Below are 16,313 nucleotides of genomic sequence, written 5' to 3'. Positions count from 1 at the left end.
TTGCTTTATCAATTTACTTTTTCCATTCCATTTTTTGCTGCAATCTCGTGAGCTAAGTTCAAGTAGGCTACAGCACCCTTACCGTCTGCGTCAAAAGCTATGACAGGCAAGCCGAAACTTGGTGACTCACTCAATCGCACATTTCTTGGGATGATTGTCTTAAATACTAAATCTTTGAAATGCATTCTCACTTCATCTACAACCTGATTGGATAATCTCAACCTAACATCATACATAGTAAGTAAGATTCCTTCAATTTCTAAGTCAGGATTCAAACGAGTCTGAATGATTTTAATTGTATTTAATAACTTTCCCAGACCTTCCAATGCGAAGTATTCACATTGGACAGGAATGATAATGGAATTGGCGGCAGTCAATGCATTGATGGTGATCAATCCTAGAGAAGGTGAGCAATCGATGATGATAAAGTCATATTTTTCTTTGACTTTAGCAATCACCGACTTCATTTTTTCTTCTCTGTTGTCCAAGTTGATCATCTCTACTTCAGCACCCACTAAGTCAATATGGGAAGGAACCAAGTCCAAATATTCCATATCTGTTTTGTGAATGATGGTTTCGATATCAATCCCATCTACCATACATTCATAAATGCTGGTATCGATTTCTTTAGGATCTTCCCCAAGACCGGAAGTCGTATTGGCCTGAGGATCTGCATCAATGACCAGAGTTTTATATTCTAGGACTGCCAAACTCGCAGCTAGGTTCATGGCAGTAGTGGTTTTCCCAACTCCGCCTTTTTGGTTTGCAATTGCAATTACTTTTCCCATTATCTAATTTCAAAGGGTAATAGATTCTCCAATATTAAGCAAAATCAATTCTTTTTTTCCTTCTATCGCTGCTTTTTTTGCTGCTTCAAGGTCAATTTCAATATACGGAAAAGTATCATAGTGCATGCCTATGATTCGATCTGTTCCTACAAAATCTGCGGCACGGATCGCATCATCGATGCCCATCGTGAAATTATCGCCTATTGGAAGTATCGCAAAATCAATTTTGAATTCTGCATCTAACAATTTCATATCGAAAGTCAGCGCAGTATCTCCTGCAAAGTAGAAACATCCTTCTTCGTGTTGAACCACAAAACCTCCAGCCTGACCGCCAGAACTTCCGTCGGGAAGAGTGCTACTATGCACGGCATTGACATATTTAAGTTTTCCAAAATCAAATACCTTTGAACCTCCTTGATTCATTGGGTGGTATTTCTGAACGCCTTTTTTGGCAAACCATGATGCGATTTCAAAATTGGAGATTAACAGTGCATCAGAATTTTTAGTGATTTCTTCCGCATCTGCAATATGATCTTCATGTCCATGAGTTATCAAAACATAATCTGCTTTGATATCTGCAACTGAAATATTTGATGCTTTTTCGTTTGGTCTGATAAATGGATCAAAAAGAAGTTTTTTTCCATTGATTTCTACTAAAAAGGACGAATGTCCATAATAAGTAAGTTCAATCATCTTGTTGGCTTTTAATTTTCAGAGTTATACAAATATATCATTTATATTCTTACTCAAAATGTTTTGTTTTCCACAGTGCTATGTGGATAGCGTTAACCTTTTGAAAATTAATGGTCTATACGAATGAGATTGGGGGATAGGGAAAAAAAGGGAGCTGGTATCACCAACTCCCTTAATGTCATATTAAAATACTTCTCCTTTCGGAGTTAAATACCTTATTTTTTCTTTTTGTTAGCGTCAGCAGCTTTCATCGCATCTTCCAGTTTTTGCTGGAACTTTGATTTCTTCTTATTTGCATTTTTTACTTTACTCAATTCTACTTTTTCTCTGATTTTCTTGTCATCAACAAATAGCTTAATTAAGGCTTGCTGACCGAAAGTCACCATGTTTGATACAAAGTAGTAGAAACTCAATGCCGCAGGGTAGGAGTTCAGAATAAACATAAAGCCAATTGGCATAATGTAACCGAGATTCTTCATTGGTCCTTGCGCTGCTGTAAGTTGGTTATTGAAGTGCGTATAAGCAATTTGAGAGACTGTCATTAACAAAGTAAACAAACTGACGTGAGATCCATAGAAAGGAATCGTAAACGGAAGTTTTATAAATGTATCGTAAGTAGAAAGGTCATGTGCCCAAAGGAATGACTCTTGTCTCATTTCGATGGAATTCGGGAAGAAGAAGAACATCGCAAACAAGAATGGCATTTGCAAGAGCATTGGAAGACAACCCGAGATTGGACTCACTCCCAATTGACCAAACAACTTCATTTGTTCCTGCTGCTGCTTGGTTGAATCATCCTTGTACTTTTCTTTCAACTCATCAATTTCAGGCTTGATCACCCTCATTTTAGCCATTCCGACATAAGACTTATAAGTCAGCGGGAAAAGAGCTGCTTTGATGATAAGAACTATGATAATGATGATGATTCCATAATTGCTAAAGAATTTCTCAAGGAATACAAACAAATTGACGATGATGTACTTATTCACCCAACTCACAAAGAAGTAACCCATGTCCACGTTATTCTCAAAACCTGGAGTGATTTTCTTAAGTGTTTTGTATTTGTTTGGACCAAAATAATAGCTCAAATCGGCTTTTCCTTCAGTAAGTGGTAGAGCAATCGTTGCCTTCATGTTTTTTACTGAAAGTGTATCGTCGGGAGTTACTTGCTCAAGACTGGCAGAGTTGAATTGATTTTCTGCAATGATACCAGCAGTAAAAAAACGCTGACTGAATGAAATCCATTTTAATGGTTCAGAAACTTGTTCAGAAGCTTCGTCTGATGTCAAACTTAGATAATCATACTTTTCAGTCGATTTGAAAAAGTTGATATTGGTTTTTCTCCTTGACTCCTCAATATCCTCTTCTTGCTTGATGAGTTTGGAATCCCAAAGGATATTTACATTGGAATCTACCAACTGAGAAGTTAATCCTGCGATTTCCAAATTATTTCCTAACACATAAGAATTGTCTGGAAGAGAATAGGATCTTGTGATTTTACCTGAGCCAGTTTGAGCAGTAAACGCTACTTTTGAGATGGCTACACCGTCAATTTCCGTGGAGCTTGAACTTGCTTCAAAGAAAAACTCATTCAAACTCAAAGGGCCTTTTGTGGTGTTTAACTGATAAGAAAGATTTGAGCTTTCATGATCCATCAATACCAATGGTCTTTGATCCCAGGAATTATATTCTTTTAGGACTACTTTTTTGATCTCGGCACCTTTTGTTGAAAGGGTAACGATCATTTTATCATTTTCTAGAGTTACTTCAGACTCAGTACCTTTTACCAAAGGAGCAAAAACACCATATTGGATTTGAGCTTTTAGATCTTGAAGGCTATCTACTTCTTCCACCTCTGTGGCAATGGCCTGTGTAGAATTTTCCTGAACGGAACTGATAACTTCGCCTGTTGGCTCTTGAGTCGGCAGTTCGGGAGTGCTACCGAAGAAAATCGAGTATACCAGTATCACTGCGGCGAAAAGGATCAGTCCTGTCGCTTGGTTTCTATCCATAATTTTAAATTAAACTGTCTATTTAAAAGCAAAGGTAACACAAAGGATAAAATCGAAAACCAATTCCGAAATATTCCTTTGGGTTACCAAGCAATTTTGACAAATATAGAAGGATTTATTTTGTCTTTTTGTTTTCTATGGTCGCTTTAATAAATCTTACAAAAAGCGGGTGTGGTGTCAAGACCGTACTTTTGTACTCTGGATGAAATTGTGCGCCAACGAACCACGGATGATCTTTGATTTCAATGATCTCAACTAGTTGTGTTTCAGGATTAATTCCAGATGCTACAATTCCAGCGGCCTCCATTTTTGAGAGATAGGCATTGTTAAATTCATATCTATGTCTATGTCTTTCCTGAATTTTACTTTTTCCGTAAGCTTGGTAGGCTTTGGTTCCTTTTTTCAATTCACACGCATAAGACCCAAGGCGCATGGTTCCTCCCATTATCTCAATATTTTTCTGATCTTCCATCAGACCTATAACAGGATTCGGAGTGTTTGGATCCATCTCTGTACTGTTAGCATCTTTTAATCCCAGCACATTCCGAGCAAATTCTATAACGGCAACCTGCATTCCTAAACAAATCCCGAAAAAGGGAATATTGTTTTCTCTTACAAATCTAACTGCTTCAATTTTCCCTTCCAATCCTCGCTCTCCGAAGCCTGGAGCCACAACTACTCCATCAAGATTTTCGAGTTTTTTTGGAATCGAATCAGCAGATAATTCTTCTGAGGATATTAAAGTTAAATTCACTTTGCATTCTGAAACAGCACCTGCATGAATAAAAGCTTCAATAATTGATTTGTATGCATCTGGCAATGAGACGTATTTGCCTACAAGTCCAATATTTACTTCTTGTGTTGGGTTCTTTAATTTGCCTAGAAAATCTTTCCATTGCTCTAGGTCGGTATTGCTTTTCGAAGTCAGCTTCAATTTGCTCATCACTCTTTCATCCAACTTTTCCTTCTTCATCAAAAGAGGCACGTCATAGATGGTGTCTGCATCCATAGCTTCAATCACACAGTTCAGCTGAACATTGCAAAATAGAGCCAGTTTCTTTTTAACTTCTTGAGGTAAAGAATATTCTGTCCTGCAAACCAAGATATCCGGTTGAATACCTGCTTCCAATAATTGTTTCACAGAATGCTGCGTTGGCTTTGTTTTTAATTCTTTTGCAGCAGCGAGGTATGGAATTAGCGTAAGGTGAATTACTAAAAAATTATTTTGTCCTAAATCCCACTTGGCTTGTCTCACTGCTTCAATAAATGGTAATGACTCGATGTCACCAACACATCCGCCGATTTCGGTGATGACAACATCGAAATTGCCTTCTTCACCTAATTTGAAAAAGTTTCTTTTGATTTCATCGGTGATGTGAGGGATTACCTGAACAGTTTTGCCCAAGTATTCTCCTTTTCTCTCTTTGGTAATTACGTTATTGTAAATTCTACCTGTTGTGATGTTGTTGGCTTGGGAAGTAGGGGTATCGAGGAATCTTTCGTAATGCCCTAAATCCAAATCAGTTTCTGCGCCATCTTCTGTGACATAGCATTCGCCATGCTCGTAAGGATTGAGCGTTCCTGGATCAATGTTAAGATAAGGGTCGAATTTTTGGATGGTAACTGAAAAGCCCTTCGCCTGTAATAATTTGGCCAAAGAAGCAGCAATGATGCCTTTTCCAAGGGAAGAGGTTACGCCTCCGGTAATAAAGATAAACTTGGTGGATGATGCCATAAGAATAGTGCGGATGTATATTTATTGTGATTCCTATGGGATACAAATGTAAGGAAATAATCCGTTTGGTAGGTGCGCAAGTGAAAAAAGCTATCAATTTAAACTTATACTATCAAGTGGTTCAAATTCCTTTTCAAAGAGATTTTCATTTAAGAATATGGGTTTCGAAAGAAACATCATTTTTTTGATTTGGTAAGAAACTCGATAGGCAGTAGAATATTGGTTCAATATTTTATTCATCGGTGTGCTTTATCACAAAGTCCCGAAGATTAAAATTCGATCTTCATCCTTATGAAAACACTAGGTATGATAGGTGGAACTTCTTGGCACTCCACGATAGAATATTATAAATTGATCAACGAGCTTGTTGGTGGGGTAATAGGCGGTGATCAAAATCCTCCTCTAATTTTACACAGTATCAATATCCAATTGATGCGGGAACAAAATCATGAGAAGATTAAAAAAGCATATCTTGAAATATCCAAGAAGCTAGAAACCGCTGGAGCAGAAGCAATAATTATTTGTGCCAATACACCACATCTAGTTTATGAATTTGTTCAGCCTCAAATTGGTATCCCTATTTTACATATTGCTGAGGCTATTGGAAGAGCCGCGGAGAAAAGAGGGTTGAAAACGCTTGGGCTGTTAGGCAACCGGCCAACTATGACGGGTGATTTTATTCCATATTATCTTAAGAAGCATTATGACATAGATACAATAATTCCTGAGGAGAAGTATCTTGATAAATCACATTATTATGTTTCAAAGGAGCTTACACTTGGAAAATTCACTGATGAAGCCAAAGTTTTTTATTTAGAGCAAATGGAAAATTTAAATCATCGTGGGGCTGATGGAATAATCATGGGATGTACAGAATTACCACTATTGATCAAGGAAGAAGATTCAAAATTCCCTCTGATAGCTACTACACAACTTCATGCACAATTGGCAGCAGATTTTATTTTAGGCTAAAATTTTAGAAATTAAATGAATACTAAATTCACATTTTCTTGAAATCTGCCCCTTTTCTTGATTATCTACTGTATTTTTGACAAAATTTTAGAAAAGTGGAGAATTCAGCAGTAGCCAAGCATATCAAGACAAATGGTCGTGTGTCGATCAGAGAAGGAAATGGAAGAATTATAGAATTGATCATTCCTACGAGATGGAATGAAGAGAATGATTCCCCAACAGGAATTTTTTTATTTTTTGATTTATTTCAAATCAGATCAGTCACAGAACAATTTTCTGAGGTGTCTCTTGATATAGTTGAGTACGCTACAAAAGCTACGATCTATCACAGTCCGGTGAATAGAGTTCTTCAAAATGGGCCTAAAGTCAATGGGAATGTGAAATTCGCGATGATTAGAAATGATTTTTGGAATAAGGTGCTATTTGCTTTTGGTCAGCCAGTGATTTACCAAGAAAAAGAAGGTGTTCCTGCTGATTTTGAAACAAAAGAAAGATTTCCACTTTATGGTCCCGATGTCAAAGAGATGTTTTTGAGTCCTGATGGGGATGTGAAAATTATTAAAGCATGAATTTCAAAGTACAATTAGATACAAATCTCATTTTCCGTCAAGTTGGGAAAGTCGCAGATGAGATGGGTTTGGAAACCTATGTCGTAGGTGGCTATGTCCGCGATTTGATCATGGGGAGACCTTGCAAGGATTTGGATTTTGTCTGTGTTGGATCAGGAATAGCCTTGGCAACTCAAGTTTCAGAGAGTTTTGAGAAGCATGTCCCCTTATCTGTTTTCAAAAACTTTGGAACAGCGATGATCAAGCTTGATGACTACGAGTTGGAATTTGTAGGCGCAAGAAAAGAATCATACAGAGCGGACTCAAGAAAACCGCTTGTAGAAGACGGAACGCTGCAAGAAGATCAGGAAAGAAGGGATTTTACCATCAACGCAATGGCGATCTGTCTCAATGAATCTCGATTTGGAGAATTGATCGATCCATTTGATGGATTGAAGGATATCAAAAAGAAAATCATCAAAACTCCTACAGATTCGAATATTACTTTTTCTGATGACCCTTTGAGGATGATGCGCGCTATTCGTTTTGCAACACAATTGAAGTTTGATATTGATGCAGATACATTTGATGGATTGATTCAAAATGCAGAAAGGCTAAGCATCATTTCTGGCGAAAGAATTATCGATGAATTGAATAAAATAATCTTGGCAGAAAAACCATCTTACGGTTTCAAGCTTCTTTTCGCTAGTAAATTGTTACATCAATTTTTTCCAGAAATGGTGGAGTTACAAGGTGTGGATTCAGTTGGAGATAAATCCCACAAGGACAATTTCTATCATACACTTCAAGTATTGGATAACATCACAGTTTTCACGGATGACCTATGGCTACGTTGGGCAGCGATCATGCATGATATTGCTAAGCCTGCCACCAAGAGATTCAACCAAAAAGTAGGATGGACATTTCATGGTCATGAAGACAAAGGTGCTAGGATGACTCCTTTGATTTTCAGAAGATTGAAATTACCTATGGATGAACGAATGAAGTATGTCCAAAAGCTAGTAAGGTTACATCTTAGGCCTATTGCATTGGTAAGTGATAAGGTGACAGATTCCGCTGTGAGAAGATTGCTTTTCGATGCAGGTGATGCTGTGGATGATTTGATGAAACTTTGTCGAGCGGATGTGACATCTAAAAATAACAACAAAGTTCAAAAATATCTCGCTAATTTCGACAAGGTCGAGCAGAGGATATTAGAGGTAGAGGAAAAAGATCATGTGAGAAATTTTCAACCACCTGTTTCAGGAGAAGAAATTATGTCTATTTTTGGCCTCGATCCATCTAAAGTTATCGGAGAACTCAAGGAAGACATCAAAGAAGCAATCCTTGAGGGACAAATTCAAAACAATAAAGAAGAAGCATTACAGTTATTATACCGTTTAGCAGAAAAAAGAGGACTGAAAAGCAAATAAATCAAATTATGAACAAAATTAAATTACTCCTAGTCATCTTGACATTATCGATTTCAGCATCATTTGCACAAGAAGTTGCTAGCCCTGAAGTAGAAACAATCCGTCAAAAAAATGAAAGAGATCAGCGTGTTTACCAATTGGCGTTAAGATACAACGATCTTGCCGCAGCAAGAATTTCCTTGATTGGATTGATTGAAAGAAATCCAACCAACTCAAGATATGGAGAGCTATTGGCGACACTTTATTTTGAAAACAATCAATTTAGTAGTGCGGCATTAGCAGCGCTCGATGTTTTGCAAGTTAACGATAGAAGCATTGAAGCCTTAGAAGTAGCAGCATATTCATTAGAGCAAATTGGCGCATTAGATAGGGCATTGACTCAATTTGAGCGACTTCACTTACTTACAGACGATATCTATTCGCTTTACAAATCAGCCTACCTACAATATTCTTTGAAAAAGCACGAGGAAGCATTGAATTCAATCAATATGATTGTGAAAAACACCAAATCTGCTGAACAAAAACTAGGGTTTCCAGGTGAAAATGATGAAACTCAGGAAGTAAGTATGAAAGCAGCAGCTTTAAATTTGAAGGGCTTGGTTTATATAGAACAAGGAAGTAAAGAAGATGCTAGAAAAGCATTTGAAGAAGCTTTAGCACTTGAGCCTAATTTTAATTTGGCCAAGGAAGGACTTAAGGGATTATAAACATTTCCAATGAATAAAGATAATCCTCAGTTCTAAAAAGAGCTGAGGATTTTTTATTTACTTTTAGATTTGATTTAAGACATTTTTAGCTTGATCAAAATGTCTTTTTTCATGTGCAATAATGATTTCAAATGCTTTATTAAGGGAATATACGATCAGTTTATTGGCTGGTGAATGAATGATAGTCCTTTGTTCTAGAAATGGTTGCAAATCATCTATCCATGTTGAAAGTTCTTTTTGATGTTCGATAAATTTATCAAGAATATCCTCCTTTTGATCTAAAGAAGTTTTAGGTTCCCAAAGCGGGAAAGTCTTAACTTTTCTTTTTCCGCCATCAGAGACGGATTTGAAAATCATATCGCCGATGACCTTAGGGAAAAATGAGATTTTAGAGACAAAAGCATTGTTCAGGTTTCCATTTTTAAGCCTTTGGAATATGGGAAAGTAGCTGCTATTTAAAACAATGATATGTGCTAGATTTTCCGCAATACTCCAATTTTTAGAATCGGGTTTTTGATAAAGTACTTCTTTTGAAAGACCTGAAAAACTACTTTTCACATCTTTTGAAATTTGTTCTAACTCTGAAATATATGTTTGGGAAACATTCATGTTTGTTCAGTTTTTTCTTAATACAGTAAAGTTACCATTTCAAGAATAAAAACTAAGCATGAATTCCTTCTAATGAGGTGACAGGATTTAGATTTAGAATAATTATCTTCGCCACATGGAAAAAAAACCAAATTGCCCATCATGTAATTCCCCATACGGATATGAAACAGATAATGGGCTTACATGTCCTGAATGTGGTTTTGAGTGGAAAGTTGAGGAAGTAGGAGTAGAGGTTGGTTTTGTGGTAAAAGATGCAAATGGTGCGGTTTTGCAAGATGGCGATTCAGTAGTCGTTGTAAAAGACTTGCCAGTAAAAGGTGCACCAAAGTCGATTAAAGCAGGAACTAAGGTGAAAAATATCCGATTAGTAGATGGTGATCATAACATTGATTGTAAGATTGAAGGCTTTGGTTCGATGGCTTTGAAAAGCGAGTTTGTGAAAAAAGCTTAAATTGGTTTTAGGATCATACTGATTTCAAAACAAGAGATGCATTTTTGATCTATTTCGCCACCCTGATTGGTTTTGGTAGTTCACGAAAAAGATTTTCAAATCAGCTTGATTTTCGTATTTCACAAAGAAAATTTTCTTTTTGGCTTGGTTCGGGTACTTTGTGAAAAACCACCTGCCTTCGTTACCACTGGCTTGATTCTCGTAGTCGACTTTGAAGACTTTTAAGTCCGCCTGATTTTCATATTGAACAACAAATACTTTGATATCAGCTTGGTTTTCATAATCGACAGAATAGAGCTTCTGACCAAACCCATTATAAATCCAAAAGGGGCAAAGAAATGTAAGAATAAGGAGTTTTCTCATTTCTGAAGTTTTAAGATTGACATATTGATTTTACGATTTATTTTAATTTTACGGATAGAATTTCAACAATTAATATAAAAACCATTTTTCTTAATAGGAAAAGTATTTTTCTAAATTCAAAATGAATGATTATTTTTCAACGAAAAAAAGTTATAAAATTTTGATAATTAATGATTTACAAATTTTTATTTTTTCATCAATTTAATTTATCTTGCAATCAATTCCTTCATAAAAGGAGAGAGTTACTTGATTAATTTTAACATTTGGTAAGACCGAATTAGTACAAATGAGTCCAATAATTGATAAAATGATTCCTGACTATTTACTCAATTCTACGCAGCTTTATGTTGCCGGATTGGATATTGATGGTCATGTCAATTTTATCGGGAAAAAGTTTGAAACAGAATTTCCTCTTTTTAAAAAGGAGTTTTATGTTCATAACTTTTCAAATTTTTTAGAGGAAAATGATCATGGCCTTTTTGAATTTTTATTGTCAGACTTACTAGGGTCACCGAACAAGAGCAAGCAGGTATTCCTTAACCTTTCCAATCAAAAGAAAGTCAATTGGGAGTTTTCCATTCTCAAATCAGATGAAGGGGATATCATGGGAGTTTTAGGGATTGGCCATGAAGTAGCGGTAGCAATAACTGTCAAATCTGAAATTGAAGAAATTTATAAGAAATCAGGTTTTGATTTGAGTATTGTAGAAAACATTTATTTCAAACTCAATGACCAATGGGAAATTAGTTTTGTAAATGATGCAGCTCAAAAGTTTTTTGGAAAATGTAGTAATTCACTCTTATCAAAAACAATTTGGCAAGTCTATCCTAATAATAAACTCCATCAATCTGCATTGCAATTCAAAAAAGCGAAAGAAGAAAATGAGATAATAGTATTTGAAGAAAGAAGACCTGATATTGAAAAATGGTTTAAGGTATTTATTGTTTGTCACAAGTCAGAGATGCATGTGATGATGAAGGACATTACCAAGGAAAAAACGAATGAATTGGCAGTTCAGCAGGCTCAAATGAATCTTAAATCAATTATCGAACACGCAGATGAAAATTATTTTCTAGTTGATTTAGAATTGAATATTGTCTCCTTTAATACGAATGCAAAAAAACTAGTAAAAACATATTTCAGAAAAGAATTGAAAGAAGGGGATGATTTTTTACCCTATTTATTAGCGGGCTTGGAAGAACAGTTTCTGAAAGATTTAGAAACGGTCTTTGCAGGAAATTCCATCACTTACGAAAAAGTGGTAAATCACAACAGAACCAATGAAGAGGTTTGGTTTGAACATAAGTTTTTCCCTTTATTTAATTCAGATAGAAAAGTTATTGGTTTTGTATATGCCAATAAAAATATTGAAGAGAAGAAGCTAGAATTTAAGAGAGTCGAAGAAAAAAACAAAGTGCTTAGAGAAGTTGCTTACATCCAATCTCACCTTCTAAGGTCACCCCTGTCATCCATGTTAGGTCTTTTGGATTTGATTGACAAAAAGCAGTTAGATACGGAAAATACCAAGTATTTTTCTTATTTAAAGCCTTTAGCTCAGGAACTTGATATGGTGATCCGAGAGAACGCCAGAAAAATAAATGAGTTCGATTAAGACAGTTTTTCATAATGTTATCGTGATAATTTAAAGCCAGGTGAAATTTTTCACCTGGTTTTTTTACTTATAAGCTTAATTCAAATTTACCTTAATTCAGATTTTTCAAAACTTATTACCTTACAGAATGTTAACTTAACACTAGTAAAATACTCTGTTCAGTTTCTGTTTGCTAGTCATTTATCATTAATCAATGGGTCAAATGAAAGAATTAGTAAAAAGCTATAGTTCCAATGGAAATGGGCACTCCCAAGAAATGGAAGATGAATTGGAAGGTGAATTGTTAATCAAAGACGCAATTTTTGTCCGAAGTAAAGGAAGTTTGGTAAAAGTAAAGTTTGAAGATATCCTTTGGATGAAAGGTGATGGGAATTACACTACTTTAGTGACTAGAACGAGTGTATACTCTCTTAGAAATATTCTTAAGGATTTTGAAACTGTGTTGCCAATAAATGATTTTATGCGTATTCATAAAAGTTACATAGTTAGGCTGGAAGAGATCCTGTCAATCAACCCTAGAGAATTAACAGTTGGCAAAGATGTAGTACCTGTAGGTAGAACATACTATCAAAATCTTACAAAAGGTATAATCAAATTAGGAGCAGGAGGTGCTGATTAATTATCAGCCCTTCTGACACCACAACAAGCTGCTATCTCCATAACTCAAAAATCTATAATTATTATCTAATGCATCTTGATAGATTTTTGTCCAATATTTTTTAGTAAAAGCAGCGATTAGTAAAATTAATGTTGAGCCTGGCTGGTGAAAATTAGTCACTAATCCATCACAAACTCTAAAATTATATCCAGGCATTATAAAAATTTCAGTACTGCCAGTAACTTCCTTTAGATTATTACTTTTCATAAAGTCTAATATTTTTTCAAAACTCTCGATTCTGGAAGGGAGTTCTTCAAATTGTTGATAAGGATATAGCTTTGGGATCAAAAACTCCTCACCCTCTTCTCTAATCAATTTTACTCCAAACCAATACAAACTTTCTAAAGAGCGCATTGATGTAGTACCTACAGCTATTAATTTATTTTTGTGTTTAGATATAGATTTGATTGTGTCAATACCGACCACAACCTGCTCGCTGTGCATATTGTGCTCCGTGATATTTTCAGTTTTGATAGGCTGGAAAGTACCTGCTCCGACGTGTAAGGTTAAAAATTCTTCTTTTACGTCATTATCAATAAGCTTTTGAAGGACTTCATCTGTAAAATGTAAGCCCGCTGTAGGCGCTGCAACTGCTCCTTCATTTTTCGAATACACCGTTTGGTAACGAGGTTTATCATCTTCAGTTGGTTTCCTATTCAAATAGGGTGGTAGCGGTACTTCTCCTGATGCCTCAACTATCGATACAAAAGGAACCTCTTCACTCCAAGTGAATTTAACAATTCTATTTTCTTGATCTATTAAAGCTGCATTGAGCTGAATACGTTGATTTAGATAAATAACTTCACCTGAAAGAATTTCTCCTGCTTTCCATTTCTTGAGGTTCCCAATCATACATTCCCAAGAAACTGTATCGGTCTTGATCATGACCTCATTGATCACAGAAGTAGGAGCAACGGGCTTAAGTAAAAATATTTCGATTTTGGCCCCCGTGCTGCGCTGAAAAATCAATCTAGCTGGGATTACTTTTGTATTGTTAAAGACCATTAAGCTTCCCGCTGGTATCAACTCAGGAAGTTGATTGAACTTTAGATGTTCGATTTCTCCGTCTTTGAAATGAAGGAGATTTGAGGCATCTCTTTTTTCAAGAGGGAACTTTGCGATTTTCTCTTCAGGTAAAGTATATTCGTAATCTGATAATTGTAATTCAGCTATAGCAGTTGAAAGGTTCATAAAGTCTTCGATTTTTAATCTGGCTTGCAAATATAAAGCATAAATTTCCCCAATAGTTCGAACCCTTAATTATTAAACTTGTTGAAAGCATTAAAAATGATGTAGAAAATATGAGTAAAACAGAGCAATTATTTTTCGAGTGCAAAAAGCATGTATTAGATTTTAAATTTGATGCAGGAACTTCTAGAGGTGTTCTCAAGCAAAAAGAAACCTATTTTGTAACTGTCAGATCAAGAAGTAATTCTCAAGGGTTTTATGGAATAGGTGAGGCTGGTCCGCTTCCTAATTTGAGCTTAGATGATCTTCCAGATTTTGAAGACCAGTTAATGAAAATTTGTAATGATTTATCTAGCACCGAAATTGAGCTTGATCAAACTCATATATTTGATTTTGTAAATAAAAATATTTCTGGATCACTCCCAAGTATCCGTTTTGCTTTTGAATCAGCACTTTTGGATTATTCAAATGGAGGGAAAAGACTGATTTTCGACTCAGATTTCGTTTCCAAAAGAGAACCAATCTCTATCAATGGATTGATTTGGATGGGGGAGAAGGATTTTATGCTAGAACAAATAGACAAAAAACTTCAAGATGGGTATGATTGCATTAAAATGAAGATTGGAGCGATAGACTTCGATCAGGAATGTGATTTGCTGGCTTATATTAGAAGTAAGTTTGATAAAAATCAAATCACTTTACGAGTAGATGCGAATGGTGCATTTACCCCCGATGAAGCTTTTGAGAAATTAAAAAGATTAGCTGAATTTGACCTACATAGCATCGAGCAGCCGATTCGACAAGGGCAAGTTTCAGCAATGTCTCGATTGTGTGAAGTAACTCCTATTGCAATAGCACTAGATGAGGAATTGATTGGAGTCTTTGGCCAAGAAAATAAAAAGTCACTTCTCCAACAAATTAATCCTCAGTATATCATTTTGAAACCAACTCTTTTAGGTGGATTTAGGGAAACAAAGGAGTGGATAGATATTGCTGAAAGATTGAATATTACATGGTGGATGACATCTGCTTTAGAAAGTAATATCGGATTGAATGCTATTTCTCAATTTACAGCAACTTTCGAAACTTCTTTGCCCCAAGGACTGGGAACTGGTCAACTTTATCATAACAATATTGAGTCTCCACTTGTGATAGAATCAGGAACATTGGTCTATGAACAAAATATTCCTTGGAGCTCTATCTAAAGAAATTAAGCGATAATTGAATACCAAGCTAAGGGTTCTATCCTATATTTGTTGAGTTTGTATATTTCTTTCAAAGAGGTATTAAAAAGAATATTAAAAAAAATGCCTTAATTTCACTAAGAAGAAAACTTTTCATTTTTAAATTAAATTTTATGGAAAAAGTAATAGAATCGTTTAGAACTAGCTTTGAAGCACTTTACCTGGATATTATTGATTTGATGCCAAATTTATTGGTGTCACTTTTTGTGCTTGTGGTAGGAATTGTCATTATTCGAAGTCTGAAAAGTGTTGTGGTTAATAGACTGGTAAGCAGATCAAAAGATCCAGTTGGAGCACGTTTTTTAGCAGACATTTTGATATTTATCTTCTTTATAATTTTAGTATTTATCATTTTTAGAACGCTAGGATTGAGTGCTCTGACCCAAACAATAATTGGCGCTGCGGGGATCACTACCTTTATCATTGGTTTTGCCTTAAAAGATATCGGCGAGAATTTCCTTGCTGGGATAGTGATGATTTTTGATCGTCCTTTTGAAATGGGAGACTTAATTGAAATTGAAGGTAGAATTGGTCGTGTGATAAGGATATCTATTAGAGAAACTACAATCAAAACTGTTGATGGTAAGGATGTCTATATTCCTAATTCTGACATCATTAAAAAGCATTTTATCAATTATACGATTGATGATCAACTAAGGGAAAGTTTTGACATTAGTATAAGCAATTCGAACGATATCAGACAAGTGATTGAAATTATATATGAAGTAGTAGCTGCTGTGCCGCATCTATTGAAAACACAAAAGCCTACGGTCACAATCAAAAACTTTGAAGGAGGAACAGTTCAGTTGAGTATTACTTATTGGTATAGCTTGCTAGGAGCACAAAGAAGAAATGCGCTTTTGAAAAATGAAGTGATGCTGGCTGTGATTGAAAAAATGAAAGAGGATAGTATTGGTTTTCCAAATGATGTTCAAGATATAAACATTTTCAAAAAGGACTAAAATAAAAAAGCGGATCAAACTTTCGTTTGAGCCGCTTTTATACTTGTCAATGTTGTATGTTAAGCTAACTTTACATTCACAGCGTTAAGTCCTTTTCTACCTTCTTTAAGGTCGAAAGTTACTTCGTCGTCTTCTCTAATTTCGTCAACTAATCCTGAGATGTGTACAAAATACTCTTTAGAAGATTCATCGTCTACGATAAAACCGAATCCTTTGGACTCATTAAAAAATTTTACTTTTCCTGTGTTCATGATATTGTAATTGTATTGATTATTTAATAGCTCAAAGGTACGATTACTTTTTACAATACAAACAATTCAAGAAAATATTTTTCGGTT

The 16,313-nt window shown here is 35.4% G+C and carries 17 protein-coding genes; 9 read left to right on the top strand and 8 right to left on the bottom strand.

Annotated elements, in window-relative coordinates:
• Window positions 1-8 precede the first annotated feature (8 nt).
• The 4 genes from IEV57_RS14775 to pyrG form a co-directional block, all read right to left on the bottom strand.
• Window positions 9-788, bottom strand: coding sequence for a ParA family protein (locus IEV57_RS14775; RefSeq protein ID WP_188443819.1), 780 nt, complete (start codon window positions 786-788; stop codon window positions 9-11).
• Between the two features lie 9 nt (window positions 789-797).
• On the bottom strand, window positions 798-1,481 hold the full coding sequence (locus IEV57_RS14770) for a metal-dependent hydrolase (protein ID WP_188443818.1): 684 nt from the start codon (window positions 1,479-1,481) through the stop codon (window positions 798-800).
• Between the two features lie 215 nt (window positions 1,482-1,696).
• Entirely contained in the window at window positions 1,697-3,493 is a 1,797-nt protein-coding gene (gene yidC, locus IEV57_RS14765; RefSeq protein WP_188443817.1) for a membrane protein insertase YidC, read from the bottom strand.
• 115 nt (window positions 3,494-3,608) lie between these two features.
• Complete coding sequence (pyrG, locus tag IEV57_RS14760; protein WP_188443816.1) at window positions 3,609-5,228, bottom strand: CTP synthase; 1,620 nt, start codon at window positions 5,226-5,228, stop codon at window positions 3,609-3,611.
• 291 nt (window positions 5,229-5,519) lie between these two features.
• On the opposite strand from pyrG, the gene IEV57_RS14755 reads away from it, so the two are divergent.
• From IEV57_RS14755 to IEV57_RS14740, 4 genes are all read left to right on the top strand, one after another.
• Window positions 5,520-6,200 (top strand): aspartate/glutamate racemase family protein, encoded by a 681-nt coding sequence (locus tag IEV57_RS14755; protein ID WP_188443815.1) that lies wholly within the window; start codon window positions 5,520-5,522, stop codon window positions 6,198-6,200.
• Between the two features lie 95 nt (window positions 6,201-6,295).
• Entirely contained in the window at window positions 6,296-6,769 is a 474-nt protein-coding gene (locus IEV57_RS14750) for a hypothetical protein (RefSeq protein WP_188443814.1), read from the top strand.
• Window positions 6,766-8,181 (top strand): CCA tRNA nucleotidyltransferase, encoded by a 1,416-nt coding sequence (locus IEV57_RS14745; RefSeq protein ID WP_188443813.1) that lies wholly within the window; start codon window positions 6,766-6,768, stop codon window positions 8,179-8,181. The genes IEV57_RS14750 and IEV57_RS14745 overlap by 4 nt, the downstream gene beginning before the upstream one ends.
• A gap of 8 nt (window positions 8,182-8,189) precedes the next feature.
• Window positions 8,190-8,888 (top strand): tetratricopeptide repeat protein, encoded by a 699-nt coding sequence (locus IEV57_RS14740; protein WP_188443812.1) that lies wholly within the window; start codon window positions 8,190-8,192, stop codon window positions 8,886-8,888.
• A 63-nt stretch (window positions 8,889-8,951) separates the two neighbouring features.
• Here the strand turns inward: IEV57_RS14740 and IEV57_RS14735 are convergent, their stop codons facing one another.
• Window positions 8,952-9,497, bottom strand: a complete 546-nt coding sequence (locus IEV57_RS14735; RefSeq protein ID WP_188443811.1) for a DinB family protein — start codon at window positions 9,495-9,497, stop codon at window positions 8,952-8,954.
• Window positions 9,498-9,612: 115 nt separating this feature from the next.
• Here IEV57_RS14735 and IEV57_RS14730 point away from each other — a divergent pair, with 115 nt between their 5' ends.
• Complete coding sequence (locus IEV57_RS14730; protein WP_188443810.1) at window positions 9,613-9,948, top strand: zinc ribbon domain-containing protein YjdM; 336 nt, start codon at window positions 9,613-9,615, stop codon at window positions 9,946-9,948.
• Between the two features lie 24 nt (window positions 9,949-9,972).
• Here the strand turns inward: IEV57_RS14730 and IEV57_RS14725 are convergent, their stop codons facing one another.
• Window positions 9,973-10,311: a 7(1) septoil knot domain-containing protein gene (locus IEV57_RS14725; protein WP_188443809.1), complete on the bottom strand. Its 339-nt coding sequence runs from the start codon at window positions 10,309-10,311 to the stop codon at window positions 9,973-9,975.
• A gap of 286 nt (window positions 10,312-10,597) precedes the next feature.
• Here IEV57_RS14725 and IEV57_RS14720 point away from each other — a divergent pair, with 286 nt between their 5' ends.
• Window positions 10,598-11,923, top strand: a complete 1,326-nt coding sequence (locus IEV57_RS14720) for a PAS domain-containing protein (protein ID WP_188443808.1) — start codon at window positions 10,598-10,600, stop codon at window positions 11,921-11,923.
• A gap of 202 nt (window positions 11,924-12,125) precedes the next feature.
• Window positions 12,126-12,542, top strand: coding sequence for a LytR/AlgR family response regulator transcription factor (locus IEV57_RS14715; protein ID WP_188443807.1), 417 nt, complete (start codon window positions 12,126-12,128; stop codon window positions 12,540-12,542).
• 3 nt (window positions 12,543-12,545) lie between these two features.
• Here the strand turns inward: IEV57_RS14715 and IEV57_RS14710 are convergent, their stop codons facing one another.
• The gene (locus tag IEV57_RS14710) at window positions 12,546-13,772 is read right to left on the bottom strand and encodes an S-adenosylmethionine:tRNA ribosyltransferase-isomerase (protein ID WP_188443806.1); all 1,227 of its coding nucleotides are present in this window, start codon (window positions 13,770-13,772) and stop codon (window positions 12,546-12,548) included.
• A gap of 110 nt (window positions 13,773-13,882) precedes the next feature.
• Here IEV57_RS14710 and IEV57_RS14705 point away from each other — a divergent pair, with 110 nt between their 5' ends.
• Together IEV57_RS14705 and IEV57_RS14700 are read left to right on the top strand one after the other, a co-directional pair.
• Entirely contained in the window at window positions 13,883-14,974 is a 1,092-nt protein-coding gene (locus IEV57_RS14705; RefSeq protein ID WP_188443805.1) for an o-succinylbenzoate synthase, read from the top strand.
• A 152-nt stretch (window positions 14,975-15,126) separates the two neighbouring features.
• Complete coding sequence (locus IEV57_RS14700; protein WP_188443804.1) at window positions 15,127-15,975, top strand: mechanosensitive ion channel family protein; 849 nt, start codon at window positions 15,127-15,129, stop codon at window positions 15,973-15,975.
• A 59-nt stretch (window positions 15,976-16,034) separates the two neighbouring features.
• Here IEV57_RS14700 and IEV57_RS14695 read toward each other — a convergent pair whose 3' ends face one another.
• Window positions 16,035-16,226, bottom strand: a complete 192-nt coding sequence (locus IEV57_RS14695) for a cold-shock protein (RefSeq protein WP_014773567.1) — start codon at window positions 16,224-16,226, stop codon at window positions 16,035-16,037.
• Window positions 16,227-16,313: the final 87 nt, after the last annotated feature.

This window comes from Belliella aquatica (assembly GCF_014637795.1).
GTDB lineage: Bacteria > Bacteroidota > Bacteroidia > Cytophagales > Cyclobacteriaceae > Belliella > Belliella aquatica.
Note: the sequence above shows the minus strand (reverse complement) of the source record. Positions and strands in the feature narration are given on the sequence as shown.